Annotated in this window: 24 protein-coding genes, 1 rRNA gene and 1 pseudogene; 21 read left to right on the top strand and 5 right to left on the bottom strand. The window is 37.8% G+C overall.

The window, feature by feature from the left end; genetic code table 11:
- Positions 1–372 precede the first annotated feature (372 nt).
- From DCC39_RS16160 to DCC39_RS16105, 12 genes are all read left to right on the top strand, one after another.
- Positions 373–2,481: an acetate--CoA ligase family protein gene (locus tag DCC39_RS16160; protein WP_116555939.1), complete on the top strand. Its 2,109-nt coding sequence runs from the start codon at positions 373–375 to the stop codon at positions 2,479–2,481.
- A 38-nt stretch (positions 2,482–2,519) separates the two neighbouring features.
- Positions 2,520–3,752, top strand: coding sequence for an acyl-CoA dehydrogenase family protein (locus DCC39_RS16155; protein ID WP_116555938.1), 1,233 nt, complete (start codon positions 2,520–2,522; stop codon positions 3,750–3,752).
- Positions 3,753–4,024: 272 nt separating this feature from the next.
- Entirely contained in the window at positions 4,025–4,819 is a 795-nt protein-coding gene (locus DCC39_RS16150) for an enoyl-CoA hydratase-related protein (RefSeq protein ID WP_116555937.1), read from the top strand.
- Between the two features lie 42 nt (positions 4,820–4,861).
- On the top strand, positions 4,862–5,635 hold the full coding sequence (locus DCC39_RS16145) for an SDR family NAD(P)-dependent oxidoreductase (protein ID WP_116555936.1): 774 nt from the start codon (positions 4,862–4,864) through the stop codon (positions 5,633–5,635).
- A 43-nt stretch (positions 5,636–5,678) separates the two neighbouring features.
- The gene (locus tag DCC39_RS16140; RefSeq protein WP_116555935.1) at positions 5,679–6,221 is read left to right on the top strand and encodes an NADPH-dependent FMN reductase; all 543 of its coding nucleotides are present in this window, start codon (positions 5,679–5,681) and stop codon (positions 6,219–6,221) included.
- 25 nt (positions 6,222–6,246) lie between these two features.
- Complete coding sequence (locus tag DCC39_RS16135) at positions 6,247–6,543, top strand: hypothetical protein (protein WP_116555934.1); 297 nt, start codon at positions 6,247–6,249, stop codon at positions 6,541–6,543.
- A 70-nt stretch (positions 6,544–6,613) separates the two neighbouring features.
- Complete coding sequence (locus tag DCC39_RS16130) at positions 6,614–7,114, top strand: flavin reductase family protein (protein WP_116555933.1); 501 nt, start codon at positions 6,614–6,616, stop codon at positions 7,112–7,114.
- Positions 7,115–7,224: 110 nt separating this feature from the next.
- Positions 7,225–7,968 carry a glucose 1-dehydrogenase gene (locus DCC39_RS16125; protein WP_116555932.1) on the top strand — a complete coding sequence of 248 codons (744 nt, stop codon included), beginning with the start codon at positions 7,225–7,227 and terminating at the stop codon, positions 7,966–7,968.
- Between the two features lie 38 nt (positions 7,969–8,006).
- On the top strand, positions 8,007–8,774 hold the full coding sequence (locus tag DCC39_RS16120; protein ID WP_116555931.1) for a carboxymuconolactone decarboxylase family protein: 768 nt from the start codon (positions 8,007–8,009) through the stop codon (positions 8,772–8,774).
- Between the two features lie 207 nt (positions 8,775–8,981).
- A complete protein-coding gene (ntdP, locus tag DCC39_RS16115; protein ID WP_116555930.1) occupies positions 8,982–9,509 on the top strand; it encodes a nucleoside tri-diphosphate phosphatase in 528 nt (175 codons plus the stop codon).
- 75 nt (positions 9,510–9,584) lie between these two features.
- Entirely contained in the window at positions 9,585–11,333 is a 1,749-nt protein-coding gene (locus DCC39_RS16110; protein ID WP_116555929.1) for an ABC transporter ATP-binding protein, read from the top strand.
- 46 nt (positions 11,334–11,379) lie between these two features.
- Entirely contained in the window at positions 11,380–11,964 is a 585-nt protein-coding gene (locus tag DCC39_RS16105) for a Uma2 family endonuclease (RefSeq protein ID WP_240613676.1), read from the top strand.
- Positions 11,965–12,250: 286 nt separating this feature from the next.
- Here DCC39_RS16105 and DCC39_RS16100 read toward each other — a convergent pair whose 3' ends face one another.
- Positions 12,251–12,523 carry a hypothetical protein gene (locus tag DCC39_RS16100; protein WP_116555928.1) on the bottom strand — a complete coding sequence of 91 codons (273 nt, stop codon included), beginning with the start codon at positions 12,521–12,523 and terminating at the stop codon, positions 12,251–12,253.
- A 125-nt stretch (positions 12,524–12,648) separates the two neighbouring features.
- Here DCC39_RS16100 and DCC39_RS16095 point away from each other — a divergent pair, with 125 nt between their 5' ends.
- The 3 genes from DCC39_RS16095 to DCC39_RS16085 all read left to right on the top strand — a co-directional run bounded on the left by DCC39_RS16095 (position 12,649) and on the right by DCC39_RS16085 (position 13,804).
- A complete protein-coding gene (locus DCC39_RS16095; RefSeq protein WP_116555927.1) occupies positions 12,649–12,918 on the top strand; it encodes a hypothetical protein in 270 nt (89 codons plus the stop codon).
- Between the two features lie 178 nt (positions 12,919–13,096).
- On the top strand, positions 13,097–13,372 hold the full coding sequence (locus DCC39_RS16090) for a hypothetical protein (protein ID WP_116555926.1): 276 nt from the start codon (positions 13,097–13,099) through the stop codon (positions 13,370–13,372).
- 171 nt (positions 13,373–13,543) lie between these two features.
- Positions 13,544–13,804, top strand: a complete 261-nt coding sequence (locus DCC39_RS16085) for a hypothetical protein (protein ID WP_116555925.1) — start codon at positions 13,544–13,546, stop codon at positions 13,802–13,804.
- A gap of 129 nt (positions 13,805–13,933) precedes the next feature.
- Here DCC39_RS16085 and DCC39_RS16080 read toward each other — a convergent pair whose 3' ends face one another.
- Positions 13,934–14,233, bottom strand: coding sequence for a DUF3784 domain-containing protein (locus DCC39_RS16080; protein WP_407071868.1), 300 nt, complete (start codon positions 14,231–14,233; stop codon positions 13,934–13,936).
- 169 nt (positions 14,234–14,402) lie between these two features.
- Between DCC39_RS16080 and DCC39_RS16075 the strand changes: the two are divergent.
- Both DCC39_RS16075 and DCC39_RS16065 read left to right on the top strand, forming a co-directional pair.
- Positions 14,403–14,981: pseudogene (locus DCC39_RS16075) on the top strand (PadR family transcriptional regulator).
- Positions 14,982–14,999: 18 nt separating this feature from the next.
- Positions 15,000–15,989 carry an NAD(P)H-dependent flavin oxidoreductase gene (locus DCC39_RS16065; RefSeq protein WP_116555921.1) on the top strand — a complete coding sequence of 330 codons (990 nt, stop codon included), beginning with the start codon at positions 15,000–15,002 and terminating at the stop codon, positions 15,987–15,989.
- A gap of 61 nt (positions 15,990–16,050) precedes the next feature.
- On the opposite strand, the gene DCC39_RS16060 is transcribed toward DCC39_RS16065, so the two are convergent.
- The gene (locus tag DCC39_RS16060) at positions 16,051–17,118 is read right to left on the bottom strand and encodes an aromatic acid exporter family protein (RefSeq protein WP_116555920.1); all 1,068 of its coding nucleotides are present in this window, start codon (positions 17,116–17,118) and stop codon (positions 16,051–16,053) included.
- A gap of 92 nt (positions 17,119–17,210) precedes the next feature.
- On the bottom strand, positions 17,211–18,497 hold the full coding sequence (locus DCC39_RS16055; protein WP_116555919.1) for a glutamate-1-semialdehyde 2,1-aminomutase: 1,287 nt from the start codon (positions 18,495–18,497) through the stop codon (positions 17,211–17,213).
- 389 nt (positions 18,498–18,886) lie between these two features.
- On the opposite strand from DCC39_RS16055, the gene DCC39_RS16050 reads away from it, so the two are divergent.
- Positions 18,887–19,834: a D-2-hydroxyacid dehydrogenase gene (locus DCC39_RS16050; RefSeq protein WP_116555918.1), complete on the top strand. Its 948-nt coding sequence runs from the start codon at positions 18,887–18,889 to the stop codon at positions 19,832–19,834.
- Between the two features lie 105 nt (positions 19,835–19,939).
- Complete coding sequence (gene perR / locus DCC39_RS16045; RefSeq protein ID WP_116555917.1) at positions 19,940–20,380, top strand: peroxide-responsive transcriptional repressor PerR; 441 nt, start codon at positions 19,940–19,942, stop codon at positions 20,378–20,380.
- Between the two features lie 50 nt (positions 20,381–20,430).
- On the opposite strand, the gene DCC39_RS16040 is transcribed toward perR, so the two are convergent.
- The gene (locus DCC39_RS16040) at positions 20,431–20,793 is read right to left on the bottom strand and encodes a YgzB family protein (RefSeq protein ID WP_116555916.1); all 363 of its coding nucleotides are present in this window, start codon (positions 20,791–20,793) and stop codon (positions 20,431–20,433) included.
- Between the two features lie 158 nt (positions 20,794–20,951).
- On the opposite strand from DCC39_RS16040, the gene DCC39_RS16035 reads away from it, so the two are divergent.
- Entirely contained in the window at positions 20,952–21,842 is an 891-nt protein-coding gene (locus DCC39_RS16035) for a nucleotidyltransferase-like protein (protein ID WP_165820911.1), read from the top strand.
- A 229-nt stretch (positions 21,843–22,071) separates the two neighbouring features.
- Positions 22,072–22,141 (top strand): 16S ribosomal RNA (locus tag DCC39_RS19310); the annotation flags it as partial.

Genomic DNA, 22,141 nt, shown 5'->3' with positions numbered 1-22,141 from the left:
GTTTCCGGGTACTTGACAAATCAAGACATTGTGTTTTCAAGTAGATATTATTTTCATATCAAAAGAAAAAATAGAGATCCTTTGACGGAAACCGTTATATAACGGAATTAAATTGATGAAATAAATGTTTCAATAGTAAAACTGTTTCAATTAAGAGAAACGGAAAATTTCTTGTATAGAAAGATTTTTAAGAAGAAAAAGTTGCGACAAAAGGGGGAACTTTTAAAAAACTTCCTTTTTAAAAAGTTGGCATAAAAGTTGCAAATAAAAAAGATTGAGTAACAAAAAAATATATTGAATTCAAGTATTTCATGAAGGAGTGAAACGGTTTACTTGTTTTCTAAAAAAATAGAAAAGGAGAAAGGAAATTGAATGGCTATTAAAGAGAGTACATTAGATGCACTTTTTAATCCGGAGAGCATAGCTATTATTGGCGCGACTCCCGATGAGAAGCGAATTGGTGGACGCCCTTTAGCGTATTTGCAAAAAAATAACTACAAAGGTTCAATTTTCCCAATCAACCCAAAATATGATGTGATTACCGGACTGAAATGTTATGGAAGCATAGCAGAGATTAACCAAACGATTGATTTGGCTATCATCTCTTTACCGAAAAACTTAGTTCTCGATAAATTCAAGGAATGTGCGGAAAACGGCGTGCGTTCTGTTGTCATTTTCAGCGCAGGTTTCGGAGAAGTGGATGAAGAAGGCAAACAACAGCAGGAAGAGATAACATCCATTGCAAAAAAACATAATGTAAGAGTGCTTGGACCTAACTGTTTAGGTATGTTTAATGTGAATAAAGGAGTCTATGCCACTTTTTCAACGATTCTTGAAAAGCAGACGCTGATAAAAGGTAAAATCGGCTTCGTCAGCCAAAGCGGAGCTTTTGGTTCTCATGTTTACACGTTAGCAAGGCAAAATCACATTGGGTTAAGCCATTTTATCGCTACTGGAAATGAAAGCGATGTAGATGTAGCCGATTGTATTGCCTATCTTGCACAAGACAATGAAACTGAAGTAATTGCCTGCTATATTGAGGGCGCAAAAGATGGTGAAAAATTAATTAATGCGTTTAAGCTTGCCGCTGAAAATAACAAACCGGTCGTTGCGTTGAAAGTAGGAACGACAAATGTTGGTAAGAAAGCGGCGTTGTCCCATACTGGATCTTTAGCTGGCTCAGATGATGTCTATGACGCGATATTTGAGCAGTATGGGGTATACCGGGCTGAAACAATCGAAGAATTCCTCGATGTGGCTTATGCAAGTGCAGAGCTTCCAATTCCAAAAGGTGATCGAGTTGCTATTTTCACGGTATCTGGTGGAGTAGGCATTATGTTGGCAGATCAATTATCCGAACGTCATTTGTCTGTTCCGGAAACACCTCAAGATGTCCAAGAAAAACTAAAAGAAATGCTGCCTATTGCTGGCGTTAAAAACCCGATTGATACGACAGCACAACTAAATGCTATCCCTAATTTACTAGATGATTTCATAGATACTGTACTCGGCAGTGGTAAATACGATTCAACAATTGTCTTTTTAGCATTTACAGGCTTGATGCCTGAAGTTTTGGAGAAAAGAATTTTGACGTTAAAAGACATCTCTAACAAATATAAAGATATTCCGCTAATCACCGTTACATTAAATACAGAGGAATCTAAAAAAACAATTATAGATAATGGACTCGTTCTTTCAGATGATCCGACGCGGGCTGTGAATATGTTGAAAGCGTTAAACTTTTACCGGGAGCATTTCAATCGAAAGCTAGACGAGTCTGAAAAAAAACTTAAACAAACAATTTCAATTTCCAGCCAATCTTCCGTTCTGACTGAATATGAGGGGAAGAAATTAATTCAACAATATGACATTCCAGTAACGAAAGAGAGGCTGGCAACTTCACCAGAAGAAGCGGTTATACTTGCGAAAGAAGTTGGCTTTCCAATTGCGATGAAAGGAATGTCCCCTGAAATTCTTCACAAAACAGATGAAGGCTTGGTCTATTTGAATATTGATAATGAAAAAGATGTTGAACAAACGTTTCAAATATTAAAAAACAAAGTGGACAACATCCAGGATGCTCAGTTTGACGGCGTATTGATCCAGGAAATGTTAACGGACGACTCTGTGGAGATGTTTATCGGTTCGAAAAGCGACCCTGTTTTCGGCCAAGTCATTCTTGTAGGCATGGGTGGCATTTATATTGAAATTTTAAAAGATGCTGCAATACGCAAAGCTCCTGTTTCTGTAGAAGAAGCGGAACGAATGGTAAATGAACTTCGGGGAAGCAGTTTATTAAAAGGAGCCAGGGGAAAGCAGCCATACGATGTGAAAGCGTTATGTAATTTAATTTCGAATTTCAGCCAATTTATTGCAAACGCTGAAGATTCCATTCAAGAGCTTGATTTAAACCCAATTATGGTATTTGAAAAAGGAAAAGGCGTCAAAGTTGCCGATGCACTAATCACATTAAAAAAATAGCAATTAGACAATAAACATGATTAAGGGAGAGATAAATTATGGATTTTAATATACCTGAAGATACACAAGAAATTATTAACGGTTTAAAACAATTTATTGAAAAAAAGGTTATCCCGCTTGAAGAAAAAAATGAAGAGTTATTAACGAATCCGAGAAAGTATTTTACAGAAGATGGCCGCCATGCTCCAGAGGTAGAGGAATTAAGAAAAGAAGTGCGGATGGAATCTGCTAGAGCCGGTTTTTACAACATGTTTGGTGCGAAGGAGCTTGGCGGGGAAGAATTTGGGCCGGTCACAGCTGTGCTTGTCCAAGAATTTTTGAATAAGCATTATCCGAATAATAAATTAATTCATCCGATCGTTATCCCGTCACCGTTTACGAATGGTTTGACACCAGTGCTTAATGGTTTGAACGACAATTTGAAAAGCAAATACATCGATGGTATTCGATCTGGTGAAAAAACACTCTGTTTTGCACTTTCAGAACCTGATGCTGGTTCCGACGTCTGGAATTTAAAAACGAAAGCGGTAAAAGACGGATCCGAATGGGTGATCAATGGAACAAAGCAATGGATTACAAATGCACCGTATGCTGATTATTGCTTGCTTTTTGCGATAACTGAACCTGAGTTGAAAGAGCGAAGAAAAGGCGGAATTACTTGCTTCTTTGTTGAAACAAGTTCTGAAGGGTTTTCAGTGGACTCCGCGATTCCGGTTATGGGTGATTTAGGCGGTGAAGCAGGCATTATAAGTTTGGATAATTTGCGTGTTTCTCAAGAAAATATTGTCGGTGAGCTTCATATGGGATTTTCTAGAGCGATTAGCGGAATTAACACAGGACGTCTCGGCATGAGCGGGAAATGTGTCGGTTCTGCACAATGGGCCTTGAAAAAAGCAGTGGATTACTCACAAATCCGTGAAACCTTCGGGAAGAAAATTGGCGAGCATCAAATGGTACAACAAATGTTGGCGGACTGTGCAATTGACATTTATGCAGCCAGAAATATGGCACTCAACTGCGCATGGAAAATCGAAAACACTAAAAAACAACCGCGTAAAGAAATTTCAATGGTGAAAGCCTTCTGTACGGAAATGATGGGCCGTGTCTACGACCGAGCCATCCAAATTCATGGCGGAGTAGGTGTGACGAATGAACTTGGCCTTGAGGAAGGATATCGTCTTGCAAGAATTCTTAGAATTCCTGATGGCACTTCAGAAATTCACCGCCGTACGATTGCCAAAAGCTTGTTGAGCGGTGATTTGACATTCTAGGATCAATAAAAGAAAAATTTTGTGTTTATATGACACAAAGGCGGGGGAATCGGATTTAATTATTGAAAAAACTGCAACAGACTGAGTATAGATTCCCTGCTTGTCTTATTAATGGTTAACATTACGTTATTAGAAAGTTGTTTCAGAATAAAGTAAACCTGTTATTGTAGGTGCAGAAAATTTGATGAAGATTAATTCGCTAGTTACAGGTAGAGAGATATTTTTATTCAGAAACAACAGCAATTACTAAATTTTTGAAAAAGGTGAGTAGTATGTCTGAAAAATTAGTATTGGTCGATAGATTAGGCAAGATTGCTTATTTAACGTTAAACCGGCCGGAAAAATTGAATGCATTTAACAACGAATTATTTGAAGAACTTGATGCAGCTCTTGATGAAGTTGAGGCTGATGACAGCATTAGTGTTGTCATTATTAAAGGAAAAGGAAGGGCATTCAGTGTCGGGTATGACGTTGGAAAGCCTGCTGATAAAACCGTTACTGAAGACAGGGATATGTTAGAGGTCTTTACGCTACGCTGGTTAAGAATATGGGACTTCCCGAAACCAATCATTGCTCAAGTTCAAGGCTATGCACTGGCTGGCGGAACACAATTGCTTGCATGCTGCGATATGGTTATTACTGATAAAGATGCAACTTTCGGATTCCCGTCATTGCCACTAGGCGGCGGATTTGTAGGGATGTACTGGGGATGGCATATCGGAGTGCAGCGTGCAAAAATGCTTGACTTAACTGCAGGCAGCCGCATTAGCGGAAAGGAAGCAACAGAGTATGGGTTTGCTGCAAAGTGTTTTGATGGAGATAAATTGGAAGAAGAGACGCTGAAGATAGCCCGCGGCATTGCCAAAACGCCTTTAGATATTCTGAAACTTAAGAAAAAAGCGCATAACCGTGTAATGGAAGCTCAAGGATTCCGAAACACACTGATGTTTGGACCTGAACAAGATGCCATTATCCATACAGCAGACGGGATAAAACTAGTCCGTGAAAAAATTAAAGAGCTTGGTCTAAAAGGAGCTATTGAATGGTTTAATAACCAAGAAGTTTAAGGAGCGATTCCTTTAATTCAAAATAAAAAGGAAGGATAATCATTGGGAAATTTTAGAAACCTAGTTGCTATTGTTACTGGCGGAGCCCGGGGAATCGGAGCCGCTACAGCTCTGAAATTAGCGAAAGGCGGAGCCAAAGTGGCCATTTTTGATAGAAACACAGAAACGGCAGAAGAAACATTAGCAAAGATAAAAGATGCAGGCAGTGAAGGAATCGCTCTCGAAGTTGATGTGACAAATCGTCAACAAATAGAAAAAGAGATGGAAACGGTTGTAGATCAATGGGGTAAGATCGATATTCTCGTAAATAATGCAGGTATCCTTAAAGACAGTATGATTGATAATTTGTCTGAAGAGGATTGGGAACAAGTTATTGACGTAAATCTTAAAGGAAGTTTTCTCTGTGCTCAAGCTGCGCAAAAATATATGAAAAAACAAAACTACGGAAAAATCGTAATGGTTTCATCGCAGGCAGCCGTAGGAAGCCTTGGAAGAGTGAATTATTCATCAGCTAAAGCTGGCGTTCAAGGTATGACAAAAGCACTGTCGATGGAACTAGGTCCATTTGGGATAAATGTAAATGCTGTTGCACCAGGTTTTATTGATACGGATATGAGCGAAGTATCAAGGATATCGGCAAAAATGAGGGGAATAGACGATTTTGACGAATTCAAAAAATCCTTTATAAAAAATAATCCGATACAGCGGGTAGGGCGCCCTGAGGACGTTGCCAACGTCATTACATTTTTGGCTTCTGACGAGGCTGAGTATGTAACAGGGCAAGTGATTTATGTTTCTGGACGTCCTGTCATATAGAAATACATTTACGTTTGTACGGTTTACTAAGGAGTGTTCGATTTTGAAATTATTGGGGATATCTGGAACAATTATAGGCTCAAAAACATTGGTTGTTACACAAAAAGTATTGGAGGAAGCGAGGAGAAGCATTCCTGACATTGAAACCGAGCTATTGGATTTAAAACAGTACAACATAGAACTATGTGATGGGCGCGAACCTTCTTCTTACAATGAAGATACAAGAAAGTTGATTGATACCGTTTCATCTGCAGATGGCTATATTGTCGGGACACCTATTTTTCACGGTTCTTTTCCAGGAGTTTTAAAGAACTTATTGGATTTGGTTCCAGCAGAAACTTTTCGCCATAAAGTTATGGGTTTTATTGCGATAGGAGGAAATGACCAGCATTATTTGATGATTGAAAATCAACTGAAGCCAATTGCTGGCTATTTCCATTCATATGTTGCACCTGAATACGTATTTGCCCATAATAAAGATTTTAACGAAAAAAATGAAATTATTTCACAAGAATTACTCGATAAAATTAACAATTTAGCGAATGAAGTTTGTACGATGCAAAAAATACTAAAAGCTAAAAAGTAACGACAGTTTGAAAGGAGAATCAGTCATGCAATACGAAAATCAACTTGTGAATTATACGGATCATTCCTTTCAAAAGCTGTGTGAAAAGAAGTATGGCATTAATCGTGGCGTATACAATACAATTGATAGCTGGTTTTACGAGAAAGGGATAAAAAATATTATTAGCCGAAGAAAAGAAATTTTGAGTTTTCTTAGTTTCATCGCCTATCGTTTTAGTTTGAATCAGCCTTCTAAACTAAGATTCGGAAGTGGCGGCCTTGTTAATAAACTAGAAGAATTTTGGAATGAAGTAAGTAGTTATTACCGAGTGAACAACGGTTAAGAGAGTGCTTACTATCAATAACATTCGATATTGCTTGTTAGTGACAACATGATGAAAGGAGTAGGAATGCATGATGGTTAAAGAACAAACGGAAAAATTATACAGAGAAATTATGGCTAGTTATCCGACTGGGGTTACGATTATGACGACGACAGACGAAAACAATAAGCCTATCGGCCTCACCGTTAATTCATTTACATCGGTTTCATTGGAACCCTTAATGATATTATGGTGCATCGGTAAAGAGTCGGGAAGTATCGAGAGCTTTAAAAACTCACAAAGATTTGCGGTTAATATTTTAGCAGGTGATCAACAGGATGCCTGCTGGGTTTTTGCCAGTAGTAAAGAGAAAGATCGTTTTGCAAAAGTAGACTGGGAATTTTCATTGAATAATCTTCCTATTTTAAAAGATGTTTTTGGTGTTTTGGAGTGTGAAAAAGTGGAACAAATCGATGCGGGAGATCACATAATCTTTTTAGGAGAAGTTATTTCTTTAGATAAGAAAAACAGTGATCCGATGTTATATTACCGTAGAAATGTCGGAGCTGTGCCTGAGAATTGGGTTGGTTAATTTTTTTGAAGCAGCATGTAATCATGAAGATGCCGGTAAAGAAAAAATAATAATGATATGAGGGTTTCTTTCCGGCAGCCCTTATCTAAGAGTTATTGGGGGTTTTTAGTGTGGGCAGACTCAATGGAAAAGTTGCTGTGATAACAGGAGCGGCTGGCGGTTTAGGCGAATCATATGTAAGAAAATTTGTTGCGGAAGGAGCCAAGGTCGTATTTACCGATATCCTCTTAAAAGAAGGATTATCATTAGAGGAAGAACTTGGGAATAATACAAAATTTATCGAGCAAAATATCTCGATGCTTTCCAGGTGGAAGCATGTTATTCAGGAAACAGAAAAAACGTTCGGACCTGTAAATATTCTTGTCAATAATGCAGGAATTGCTTTAAGCAATACGATTGAAGAAATGTCGGAAGAAGAATATCGACAAGTAATAGATGTGAATCAAGTATCAGTTTTTCTTGGTATGAAAGCGGTTTTGCCATCAATGAAAAAAGCAGAAGGTGGATCGATCGTGAATGTCTCCTCGATCATGGGGTTGATTAGCAGAGAAAAAACAGTCGCGTATACAGCATCGAAATTTGCAATAAGAGGAATGACAAAAACAGCAGCGCTTGAGTTTGCCAAATATAATATTCGGGTAAATTCGGTACACCCTGGAAGTGTGAGAACGGCGATCACAGACCTGGTCTATAAAAACCAGGAGGAACTGGAACAACGTGAAAGAGCTATTCCTCTGCATCGAATCGGCCGTGCGGAGGAAGTATCGAACATGGTTTTATATTTAGCTTCAGATGAATCGAGTTATTCAACAGGTTCTGAATTCATTATAGACGGTGGATTGCTTGCTAAATAATAAATTTATCACATTAATCATAATAAAGGTGGGATTCTATGTCGATACAACTCTCCGAAAAACAAAAAGAATTAAAAAAGAAATTTATTGAAAGAAGAGGCCATTGGCCGGATAATTTAGAACGGTTGCTGATATTGGATGAAGCTTTTTTTGAAACATATGTAAAGTTTACTTCAATACCTTGGAAATCAGGTGTGTTGGATCCTAAAATTAAAGATCTTATTTCAATAGCTATTAATGCTTCATCGACGCATTTATATGAGCCAGGATTACGAACTCATGTAAGAAATGCATTACAACTTGGAGCGACAAAAGAAGAGATTATGGAAGTGTTAGAATTAACCAGTGCCATTGGCATGCATACTCCTGCATTAGGAGTACCGATTTTAGTTGAAGAATCAGAGCATAGCAGGAAAAAGACGTTTGAGCCGCTTTCAGAAAAACAAATTCAATTGAAGAAGCGTTTTATCAAAGAGATGGGCTATTGGAATGAATTCAGGGAGAATCTTGTTGCCTTGAAAGAAGATTATTTTGAAGCCTACTTAGATCTGTTAAGCTTTCCATGGAAAAATGGTGTATTAGAACCTAAAATCAAAGAATTTATTTATATAGCCATTGATTCACAAACGACACATTTATACGAGCTCGGTTTACGCGCACATGTGAAGCGGGCATTAAAATTTGGTGCGACAATGGAAGAAATTATGGAAGTTTACGAATTAGCGAGCGCTCAAGGTTTACAAACAGTTGAAATGGGAGCATCTATATTATTCGAGGAATTGGAAAAGGAGCCTAGTGCTAATTAATCTTAAATTCTAGAATGATAATTAAAATAATCACTGCCCTTTATCGTAAAGATGAAGGGTATTTTTACGGAATCATCTAAAAAAGCGTGCTTCTTTTAATTACAAGTAATAAGCGTTATAATAAATAACGATAAAATAGCAGAAATATAATGAAGAATATTGAAATGGAAGCAGTGTTGTTCGGCAATCGGTGGAAAGGAGCATGTGATGGAGTTTCCCAAAAGCGGGACAAAAATCGAAATTCAAAGTTATAAGCACAACGGCACGCTTCACCGCGTATGGGAAGAATCAATTGTCCTATCAGCAAATTCCCAAGAAGTCATCTGCGGAAATGATCGGATTTTCGTCACAGAGTCGGACGGCCGGCAATGGCGTACGCGCGAACCGGCCATTTGTTATTTTAGTGCATCCCACTGGTTTAATGTGATTGGCATGATTCGGGATGATGGCATTTATTATTATTGCAATATGGGGACGCCATTCACTTGGGATGAAGAGGCATTAAAATATATTGATTACGATCTTGATGTGAAAGTCTTTCCTGATATGACGTATGAAGTGCTTGATGAAGATGAATATGAAGAACATGCAAACCAAATGAATTATCCAAAAATACTTGATGGTATTCTAAGAAAAAATCTTGTCGAAATTAAGAATTGGATTAATCAAAGAAAAGGACCGTTTGCCGCAACATTTGTTGATGAGTGGTATGATCAATACTTGTTATACCGGTGAAAAACCTGTTGATTTAACTTCAGCAGGTTTTTCAATTATTCATGAAAGTTCCTTTAGAAAGTTAGGTGATGGATCCTGGACAGCATTCGCCGCTATTTAACGTTTGTTAAACCATATAAAAAAGAAATTGTAGTAACCATTATTATTGGGATTTTAAAATTCGGAATCCCGTTGTTGATTCCACTCATTTTAAAATATGTAACAGATGATATTATCGGAGCTGAACAATTAACAAAGGCTGAAAAGATTGAACAGCCCATCTGGCTAATGGGATTAACGTTCCTCGTGTTCCTTGTTTTACGGCCGCCAATTGAATATTACCGCCAATATTTTGCCCAATGGACAGGCAGCAAAATATTATACGATATTCGGAATCAGCTATTTTCACACATTCAAAAACTGAGCCTCCGTTTTTATTCAAATAATAAGGCTGGAGAAATTATATCAAGGGTTATCAATGATGTGGAACAGACAAAAACCTTTGTTATTACGGGTTTAATGAATGTATGGCTCGATTTATTTACGATTGTTATTGTCATCGCCATCATGTTGACAATGAACGTATGGTTAACGCTTGTTGCCATTTGTATGCTCCCATTCTATGGCTTTTCGGTAAAATTTTTCTACCAGCGTCTGAGAATGCTGACAAGAAAAAGATCCCAGGCATTAGCTGAAGTGCAAGGCCATCTGCATGAACGTGTACAAGGTATGCCGGTGATCCGCAGCTTTGCCCTTGAAGATTTTGAAGAAAACCAGTTTGAAAAGCGGAACAGGAATTTTTTGGAAAAAGCGATTGACCATACGATTTGGAATGCAAAGACATTTGCTGTCGTTAACACGATAACGGATATTGCTCCCCTGCTTGTTATTGCTGCAGCGGCCTATTTCGTTATTAATGGGCAATTAACAATTGGTTCCATGATTGCTTTTGTGACATATATGGATCGGCTTTATAATCCGCTTAGAAGGCTGGTCAATTCCTCAACAACTCTTACACAATCCATTGCATCGATGGATCGTGTCTTTGAATTTGTTGATGAGAAATACGATATTCAGGATGCAGAGGATGCTGTGGAATTGAGAAATGTAAAGGGACGCGTAACCTTTGAAGATGTTTCTTTTTCTTACAATGAAGATGAAATGGAAGTGTTGAAAAATATATCCCTTGATGTCAAATCTGGAGAAACGATTGCTCTTGTCGGCATGAGTGGTGGAGGAAAATCCTCCCTTATTAGCCTAATTCCCCGTTTTTACGATGTGACTGATGGAAGGATATTAATTGATGGGACAGATATCCGTGCCTATCGAGCAAGAAGTTTGCGTGACAAAATCGGGATGGTCCTTCAAGACAACATCCTATTTAGTGAATCAGTGAAATTTAATATAAAAATGGGAAATCCGAATGCAACAGATAAAGAAGTGATTGAAGCAGCTAAGGCTGCCAATGCCCATGAATTTATCGAAGAACTTCCGCAAGGCTATGACACGCCGGTTGGAGAGCGAGGCGTAAAGCTTTCCGGGGGACAGAAACAGCGGATTGCCATTGCGCGCGTCTTTTTGAAAAATCCGCCAATCCTAATCTTTGATGAAGCAACTTCAGCGCTTGATTTAGAAAGTGAACATTTAATTCAAGAGGCATTAGAAAAACTAGCAAAAACAAGAACAACCTTTATCGTCGCTCACCGCCTTTCTACTATCACTCATGCCGACCGAATTGTCCTAATTGAACACGGCGAGATTAAAGAAATCGGCACCCATGCACAACTAATGGCAAAGCGCGGGAATTACTATGATCTTTTTCAAGTGCAACAGCTGGAGGTATAGAGTGTTATAATGAAGTTGGTAACTTTGTTTGAAAGGGGTTAAAATGATGAGCATGTCAATGAATTACCCTGATAAACAGTACAGTTATAAAGACTATCTATGTTGGACTGGAGAAGAACGCATTGAATTAATCGATGGAATTCCGTACAACATGCCACCTGCCCCTTCGAGACAACATCAAAAAATTCTTGGTAAGATTTTCTGGGAATTTCAAAATTATTTAAGAGATAAAGAATGCGAAGTTTACGTTTCACCTTTCGACGTTCGATTGTTATCGGAAGATAAAGCTGATAATGAAGTGAAAGACGTTGTTCAACCGGATGTATCTGTCATTTGTGATAAAAATAAATTAGACGAGAAAGGCTGCAACGGCAGCCCAGACCTAATTGTTGAAATCTTATCACCTGCTACAGCAAAACACGACAGATTGCGAAAATATAACCTCTATGAAAAAGCTCAAGTCAAAGAATACTGGATTGTTGATCCTGTGAATGAAACGATTGAAAAATTCATTCTGACTGACGAAACGTTTGCTAGAGATGGTGTATTTGGTAAATCAGACACAATAGAATCGCATATTTTCACTGATTTCAAAATTGATTTATATAACATTTTTAGTGAATCTGACTAGTTAAAAGAAACTTTAACCCTAAAGAAAGAAGAACAACAGTATAGTTATAAAGACTATTTATGCTAACTGGAGAGGAACGCACTCACAAATAAAATGAACCCTGAAGACTTTACCTTTAGGGTTCATTTTGCGTATGTACTTTATAAAATAATACGAGTATACACTTCACCACTTTTTAGAAAATTAAATATATTTCGGTGATGTGTCCGTCAATGAACAAGAAACCAAGAAATATTGCTTTTTGATAATAATTAATTTAATGCTATACTTTGCACTTAAAAGCTTTCTATGCACCAAATCCCGTAATGGCAAACAGAATAATTAGTAACGCGTAACCTATAAGAATTAGAAAAATAATTAATATTCCCATGTACTTTAAACAACCTTTTTCCTTTAATGCAATTCCTCCAATGCCTAACACAATACTTGCTATCCAAAAAATTATCCCAATAAAAAAGTAAACTCCTATTATACCTTCTTGACTTAATGAATTAAAGTAAATCAACAACAACCCTAAAATGCACAAAATAATAGACATTAAACCGTATTTTCTCTTCAAATTCATTTACCTCTTTCTCTATTTTTTAACATTATCTTTTTATTGTCTTATAGAAATGACAACGAGATTCATAATTATCTGAATTTTGTGTTAGAATGGTAGCAAAATAGAACTTGGGGGTACCTATGTATAAATATAATATTTTTGCGTTTGTTTTCCTATTAGTTTTCATCTTGGTTATCCGAATAACAGACCTTTATCTTTATGTTGCTGGCAGCACATTTGGGCTTATCTTAATCTTTGTATTACCTTTGATTGGAGCAATTTTCGCATTCAAAGGTAAAGGTTGGAGCAAATGGATATTAATGATCCTAAACTTCATTGCCTTTTGTTATTTTGCTTGGGTCTTAATCATGGTTATTGGATATAGGTATTTTGGTGATTTTGCTCCTTAAAAACTCAAGAAAGTTAAGTATCAATAAATGTGATGTTTATGAAGCTTATTTCCCAGTTGTTGCGTATCAAATTCTTTCTTCTGAAACAATTAGTTTATTATCAGAATGGCCACGATAAAGTTCTGAACAATCAGAATATTAAGTTAAAGTGTTAATTATTGGGGAGGGGATTTATTTAATGTATAAGTATAATGTGATTTCATTTATTTTCTTAATTAGTTATGTTCTGATTTACTGCATAAGGGGACCAAGTCTTTGGCTTTATGGTTTTTTTGGTAAATTAGAGGTTGTCTTATTAATCTTATTACCCTTGTTTGGAACAGCTTTTGCTTTCAAGTCTAAAGGCTGGAGTAAATGGGTATTAATAATTTTAAACCTTATAGCATTCTTGTATATTTTTCTTACACTTTCCGTATTAATTGCTTATAAGTATTTTGGTGATTTTGCTCCTTAAAAAATCAAGGAAGTTAAGTTTCAATAAATGTGATGAAACTTATTTCCCAGTTGTTGTGTATCAAATTCTTTCTTCTCAAACAATTAGTTTATCATCAGAATGGCCACGTAAAATTCTTAACAATCAGAATACTATGTTAAAGTGTTAGTTAATGGGGAGGGCATTTATTTCATGTATAAGTATAGTGTATTCTCGCTTATTTTATTAATTTCTTTTGTTTTGTTGTACAGCTGGGGACCAGGGCTTTTGTTTTATGGTTTTTTTGGTAAATTAGAAGTCGCATTCTTAGTTTTATTACCTTTGGCTGGAGCAATATTTGCATTCAAAGGTAATGGTTGGACTAAAGGGGTATTATTGATTTTAAACCTTATTGCTTTCATTTTTATTGCCTACGTCTTAATTATCGTTATTGGGTATAAGTATGGCAATTAGCTACTTTTGGAACCAGTAAATATTTGTTTAATATATATTATCTAAACTTACATGAAGGCAATCAACTTTCTTAATATTATGAATTGGGCAATACATTTAGCCATAAAGTTTGCCCTACACCCTTCAGGATCAATTTTTCATATTTATTTTTATAACAAAAATAATGGTAGAGATTAGAATGATGACGGTATAAACAATTCCGCTAATTGAACCAATTGTTTCAAGGCCAAATGGTAGAACGAACGTAATCACACCGATGAATATACTAAAAATGCCTGTCATTTTTGCTAACTTTTCTTTATCTCCAACAAATGTCTCTTCATCATAGCCCGCGATTAAAAAAAGCATCTTCTTTTTCCAAATCAAATACCCGAACAAGAAAAAGAGCAGGCTGACAATGCTGCAAGTAATAAAAGCAGATAGAAAGATAGGCTGCCACTCCTCAAGAAACTATTTTTTATCCTTATTGTATCAAATAGAAAAATAAAAAGATTCTCAAGGGATCTTTCATTCTTAAAAACTTTCAAAGTGTTTTCGTTTAAAAAAAGTCTATTGACATATATATTTTATTTATATATATATTATATAGGAGGTTGAAATGTCTAGAAATAAAAGCAGATATGCTGTGCTGGGCATGTTAAGCTTAAAGCCTATGTCTGGGTATGACATTAAGAAAAATCTTGAAAAAGGAGTAGCAAACTTTTGGAGTGAAGGGTTTGCCCAAATCTACCCAATTCTTAAGCAGTTTGTTGAGGAAGGTTTAGCAACTTGCCACACTGAGTCACAAGAAGGAAGGCCTAAGCGAAACATTTACACGATAACTGAAGCCGGCCGTAATGAGTTGGTAAACTGGCTGAGTGAGCCTGCCGGTATTTATCCGATGCGAATCGAACTGTTGCTAAAACTCTTCTTTGCGCACAATACCGATCCTGAAGTCAGTATCCGCCATGTAGAACAATTTCAGGCTGCTATGCAGAAAAAACATGAAGGATATTTAGAAGAGGAAAAATAGCTTACCCCAATTATTGACAATTACGGCGACCGATTAAGGTATCAGTTTATGGCGCTTAGATTTGCCATCCATTATACAAAGTCTGTATTGGATTGGTGTGAAGAAACACTTCAAGAGTTAAAAAAAATTAAGAAAGAGCATATGGAGAAAAGTGAAATTACATAATTGAATGGGGGATAAAAAATGTCAAACATTCCAACAGTACTTAAAGGATTGCGCTTTCCTGTCATCGGTTCACCGCTATTTATTATCAGTAATCCCAAGTTGCTCATTGAGCAATGCAAGGCAGGGATTGTAGGATCGATGCCAGCGTTAAATGCGAGACCCGCTTCACAGCTTGACGAATGGTTAGCGGAAATTACGGAGGAGCTCGCTTCTTACAACGCGCGCAACCCGGATCGGCCAGCAGCACCGTTTGCGATTAATCAAATCGTGCACAGGTCCAATGAGCGGCTAGAGCATGATATGGAACTATGTGTGAAATACAAAGTACCGATTATTATTACTTCTTTGGGCGCGCGCGAGGAAATCTATGATGCGGCACACAGCTATGGAGCACCAGTATTGCATGACGTGATCAATAACACGTTTGCACACAAGGCAATTGACAAAGGGGCAGATGGTTTGATTGCAGTAGCAGCAGGAGCGGGCGGCCATGCAGGAACGAAAAGCCCGTTTGCTTTAATTCAAGAAATCAGGCAATGGTTTGATGGCCCGCTTGCTTTGTCAGGATCCATCGCAACTGGAGACGGAATATTGGCTGCTCAAGCGATGGGAGCTGATTTTGCCTATATCGGCTCTCCGTTTATTGCCACTCACGAAGCACGTGCTGTGGATGGCTATAAGCAAATGATTGTTGAAAGCACATCTGATGATATTGTTTACAGCAATCTCTTCACTGGTGTCCATGGAAATTATTTGGCGCCATCAATCAAGGCTGCAGGCCTTGATCCTAACGCTCTGCCTGAAAGTGACCCATCTAAGATGAGTTTTGCTGAAGGGAAGAAGAAGGCATGGAAGGATATTTGGGGATGCGGACAAGGTATTGGCGCAATTAATGAGGTAACTCATGCAGCGGCACTTATTGATAAGCTATATAACGAGTACGTAGCAGCTAAGGAAAGATTATTCAATTCCGTGAATTCTACTAGCGGAACAGGTTCCCGTTCTTAAATGACGTAAAAAGCCTGCCTTTTCCAATCGATGAAAAGGCAGGCTTTTTTTGGTTTTACTATTATTCCCCATTTAACACTGTTTCATCGGGATGATAAGTGTAAAAGCTGTCAATCAGTAAATCGAGATGTTTTAAATGGTCTTTATAGCCGATAATAAGGCCAATTGTTTGAAAAAGCTCTGTCCAATCTTCTTTAGGAAGAGTATTCTTTTCATTATAAGTAACGAATTGCTCGGTTAACGCACTTTCTCCCTTTTCAATTTCTGACAATATTTCTTCGTTTGATTCATGTCTGACTTTTCCACTGTATTTTAAAAGTGTCCGTTCATGGAATTGGGTTAAGTAGTCAAGTTGTTCTCTTAGAAGTTCCTGCATTTCATCAGGCAAGTCAAGAATTTTTTGCTCTTGGAAATTCAAATTTCTAAGGACATTTAGAGCTTTTTCCAATGTGTTGATCATTTGCCTAAATAAGACGAGCTTCCGGCCTTTTGTATATTCATTTTTTTTGAAATAGCCTCTTTCTTCTTTATATAGAAGGTAAAGTTGATTGATTTCGATGATTTCTTCTCTCAACCTCGTCAAATCTTCTTTTAAAGCTAAGTGCTCCGCATCGTGGCGGCTGATCAAGCGAATCCATTGTGTCATATATTCTGTAGTGGTAGTAATTTTTTGAAAGAGCTTCGTTTCATGTTTTGGAGGCAAAAAGAATAAGTTCACGACAAATGAGCATAATACGCCGACCATAATAACAGCTAAACGAGAAAGGGAAAATTCGAAGAAATTCCCGTTCGTCGTTTCCATAATAAGAATAAGAGTGACAATAGCAAGCGGAATGGTTTTTTCCGTTTTCAGCTTAATACTAATTGCGATAATTAACATGGCTGCAATTCCGATAATGAATGGTTCGTTACCTAATGTAAGCACAAAAATAATCGCAACAACAGCCCCAATAATATTCGCTTGGAACTGATCAATAATTGTTTGGTAAGAACGATAAACAGACGGCTGTACCGCAAACACCGCCGAAACTGCCGCAAATGTTACTGGTTCTAAGTGCAATAGCATGGCTACATATAAGGAAAGTGCAATCGCTATACCAGTTTTTAAAATTCGAGCGCCAAATTTCATTCGAATGAGAAAGTCCTTTCCAAAAAGTAGTGAGCTCATCATCTATCGACTGTACTATACAGTGATTTGCAGCAATTGGCAAGCATAAAGAATTACATTGAGCCAAATGCAAATTCAGCTGCTTCCAATGTTTTTTCGATCTCTTCATCCGTATGCTCTGTCGTTAAAAACCACGCTTCGTATTTAGAAGGGGCGAGGTTGATTCCTTGGCTGAGCATCAGTTTGAAAAACTTTGCAAATTGTTCGCTGTCACTTTGCTCAGCTTCTTCATAGTTTGTCACTTCTTTATCTGTAAAGAAGACGGTCAGCGCTCCCTTTAAACGATTAATCGTGATTGGAATATGATTTTCTCTGGCAAGGGAAAGCAAGCCTTCTTCTAGTTTCTTTCCAAGCCGATCCATTTCTTGATAGACATGTTTATCTTCAAGAATTTCTAAACAAGCGAGCCCTGCTGCCATTGATAGTGGATTTCCCGCCATTGTGCCTGCCTGGTATGCAGGTCCGAGCGGTGCAACCTGCTCCATAATTTCTTTTCTCCCACCGTAGGCTCCGATCGGCAATCCGCCGCCAATAATTTTTCCAAGGGCGGTCATGTCAGGCTCAATACCTAGGATCTGTTGTGCACTGCCGTATGTAAACCGAAATCCGGTAATCACTTCATCGTATATAACAAGCGCCCCATATTCATGCGCAAGGCGATTCACTTCTTCAAGGAAACCTTTTTTAGGTTGTACGATGCCGAAGTTCCCGACAATTGGCTCCACGAGAACAGCTGCTGTTTCGTTACCCCAATGCTCAAGCGCTTCGCGAAATGCTTCGATATTATTAAACGGCACAGTAATGACATCGCGGGCAATTGACTTTGGGACACCGGCGGAATCCGGCGTTCCAAGGGTTGAAGGACCTGAGCCTGCCGCAACGAGAACGAGATCGGAGTGGCCGTGATAGCAACCGGCGAACTTTATAATTTTATCTCTTCCCGTATAAGCTCTCGCGACGCGAATGGTCGTCATGACTGCTTCTGTTCCCGAATTTGTGAAGCGGACTTTTTCCAATGAAGGAATTGCTTGTTTTAATGTTTTGGCAAATTCATTTTCCAGTTTTGTCGGTGTTCCATACAGTACACCATTTTCCGCTGTTTGTTTAATTGCTTTTGTGATATGCGGATGTGCATGTCCGGTAATGATTGGGCCATATGCCGCGAGGTAATCGATGTATTGATTGCCGTCAACATCCCAAAAGTAAGCGCCTTTCGCCCGCTCCATATAGATTGGGGATCCGCCTCCTACTGCTTTGTACGAACGTGATGGGCTGTTGACGCCTCCTACGATATGGTCTTGTGCTTCTTCGTGCAGTTTTTCTGAATTCATCTTATTCATGAAATACCTCCTTATACTTTTCATTTTTTTAGAGGGAAAAAAGGAACAATTGGAGAATAAAATACTATAATTATAATTATGTATACTTTTTAAAGGCAATCGTCTATACGAAAGAAAAACGCTGGCATAGGATATGGTAAGATCATACCTCTTTCGGAATGTCAGCGTGGGCTTTCGCTCGCGCTCTTTTTCATTTTAGCAATGGATGCCGCTTTTTTAAAGAAAACTTGCCGATTGGCAAGCCTTTTAAGGCGAAGGCAGAAGGCTTAGCACTCACAGAGCTAGTCTCGGTATATCGCGCTTACACTATGAACCTCTAACAAATAGCTACGAAAGTTATTCTTTTATACAGTAAAAAATAAAATCTTCGTAAAAGAGGTGCCTTACCCGTGAAAATTGTTTCATCTGATCTTATAAAACGCTCGATTCAAAAAGATGTTAAGGAAAAGTATCCAGAAATTGAGTTTGTCTTTTGCAGAAACATTGAAGAGGCTGAACCAGAACTAAAGGATGCAGAAGTTCTTCTTACGTATGGTAATGACATTACAGACAGCCATATAGAACAAGCCTATAATCTAAAATGGATTATGGTCATGTCAGCAGGAATTGAACGCATGCCATTTGAAAAAATTGCAGAAAAACAAATTCTTCTTACAAATTCTTCCGGGATCCATGCGATTCCAATGGCCGAATATACAATTGCAAATATGTTGAATGTCTATAGGAAAGTGCCGGTTTTACTGAAAAACCAGGAAAATCGAGTGTGGGATCGCGTTAGAATGCAAGAAATTTCTGGGAAGACGATTGCTGTAATAGGGGCAGGTGCAATTGGAAAAGAAATTGCTAGGCTTTCAAAAGCATTTCGCATGACAACACTTGGCTACAACCGTAGTGGAAGACAGGCAGAAAACTTTGATGAAATGTTTTGTGGGGATCAGCTTAAAGACTTATTGCCAAGAGCAGATTTTGTTGTTTCTGTTTTACCAGGGACAAAGGCGACGGAAAATTTGTTTGGAAAAGAACAATTTAAAGCCATGAAAAAAGAAGCTGTTTTTATTAATATCGGCCGCGGATCGACAGTTTGTGAAAATGCTTTAATCGAAGCGCTTCATAATGGAGAAATTGCTCACGCTGTTCTAGATGTATTTAAAAAAGAACCGCTTGATGACAACTCTCCATTATGGTCTATGGAAAATGTGACCATTACACCTCACGTGTCAGGTGTATCACCGGCTTACCAAGATCGTGTCTTTGAAATTTTCGAACATAATTTATCGGTTTATCGGAGCGGTAATGGGAATTATATCAATCAAGTCGATCTTAAGAAAGGATATTAAACAAATCATCCTAGTGGTTTAATGCCATGATTGCAACTTTTCAACAAAAAAGGTATACTTATTATAAACATTATAAAGAAAGAATGTCTATAGAAAGAGAGGTGCATGGCGATGTCATCAGTGTTAAATGAAGCGGTTGACAAGCTTAAAAGCTCTGGAGTGCGGATTACTCCACAACGTCATGCGATATTGGAATTTCTAATTGATTCCATGTCACATCCGACAGCGGATGATATATATAAGGCTTTGGAAGGTAAATTTCCGAATATGAGTGTCGCAACAGTCTACAACAATTTGCGCGTCTTTAAAGAAGTCGGACTTGTTAATGAACTGACATATGGTGATTCTTCAAGCCGATTCGATTATGTTACAACCAATCACTACCATATTATTTGTGAAAACTGTGGCGATATTCGCGACTTCCATTACCCTGGTTTGGATGAAATTGAGTCAGTCGCCGAATCCGTTACAGGCTTTAAGGTTGGAAACCATCGTATGGAGGTTTACGGGCTTTGTCCAGATTGCCAAAAGGCATCGAAACATTAATTATTATTCGTCAAAGGAAGAAAGCTGAGCGCCTAATAGATAATGGCAGCTCAGCTTTTTAAATATCCTTTTTTTCGGTTGTATTTTTCGTCAAATTCCTTTCCTTCTAACTCCGGATCAAGGGTGAGCGGCTCTTTGCAGTACATGCATGCGTCAACCCGCCCCAGCATTTTCGTCACTTTTTTACATGATGGACAAGTTACTTGCACAGCACGCGTCGAGAGCATTCCTATCCATGCATAGACGAGCGCACTGGATAAGACGGCAAGGAACCCTAATATCATAAAAATGGACATGACAAGCATTGAGGTTCGAAAGAAAATTCCTAAATACATGATAATGATGCCGATAAAAATTAACGCCAAAGCGAAAGTTCTTATTTTATTAATTTTGTTTGAATATTTAATTGACATTGTTCGCTCCTCCTGCCGCTTCTGTATAAGCTCTTAATGAGTATAGCATATTTTTTTGAATGCTTAAAAAAGGAAAAACCGAAAACTTGTTGAACTTCTTAAATACTCACTTAATCATCCTGTCCAATTCGCGAGTGAAGAGGAATGGAGGAGCATCAATGGAAACTGTTTTCTCAAATCTTTATAAAGAAAGAATCGGCCATCCTGACACATTGGGTATTTTAATAATAGAAGAAACAGATCAAATGGAGTTAATAAAATATTCATTTGATGTCATCATTCTTATTATTGTAGAAAATCTTCACCCGTCATGGTTAGTAAAACATTATTACATTCATAATAAAAAGACAGGTATATTCACCTTTAGTGATAAATGCATAAATGATCAGCTGTTCGCAGCCAGTAACAGGCATATACTTGAATGGTTTTTAAGTGGTGAAACGAAATATGAGCGTGACGACTATGTTAAAAAAATTAAAACGCGATTGATTGAATTTCCTGTGGAAGATCGCGAGAAAAAAATCGGCATTGAATTTGCGAAGTTTATTGTACAATTTTCTGAAGGAAAACAGCTTTTTGCCTCCAATCAATATTTGGACGCTTTTCATCATATTTTGAAAGCACTCCATCACTTAGCACGCATAGCTGTTCTTGAATATGGGTTATATCCTGAAGTGACAGTATGGGATCAAGTGAAAAAAATTAAGCCGGAAATTTATAAGCTTTACGCTGAGCTTATAGGAAGCCAGGAACCGCTTGAAAAAAGAATTGAACTTCTTTTATTGGCTCATTCTGTATCATTAAACATGAATGCAGAAATCGGCGGTCGCCACTTATTGAAAGTAATGAAAACGAAAGATACGTTTTGGCCAATTTCTGAAATCATGAATCATCCTGATTTGAAAGATTACGGATTTGAACTATTTCCTTTAATTGAGCATCTAATTAAGATGAGTCTTATAGAAGTGAAGAAACTTCAATCTCAGAATACTGACATCTTTTATTTCATGTATTTTCCGGCCGAAAACAAAAATAAAAAATATGGTTGACGAGTAGTAATACGCATGGTATAGTAGGAAATGTCGCTGCGAGAAAGCGACCCAATAACTCTAAAAAAGTTGTTGACACACAGTTTGCTGATATGTTATATTAATAAAGTCGCCATTGAGAGCGGCGGAATAAAAAATCGTTCTTTGAAAACTAAACAAAACGCCAAGCGAATGAAACAATACATGAGCAACAACCCTTTGATAAACCTTTGATAATTGGTTATCAACTTTATCGGAGAGTTTGATCCTGGCTCAGGACGAACGCTGGCGGCGTGCCTAATACATGCAAGTCGTACGAC

Source organism: Pueribacillus theae (assembly GCF_003097615.1).
GTDB classification, from domain to species: domain Bacteria; phylum Bacillota; class Bacilli; order Bacillales; family UBA6769; genus Pueribacillus; species Pueribacillus theae.
Note: the sequence above shows the minus strand (reverse complement) of the source record. Positions and strands in the feature narration are given on the sequence as shown.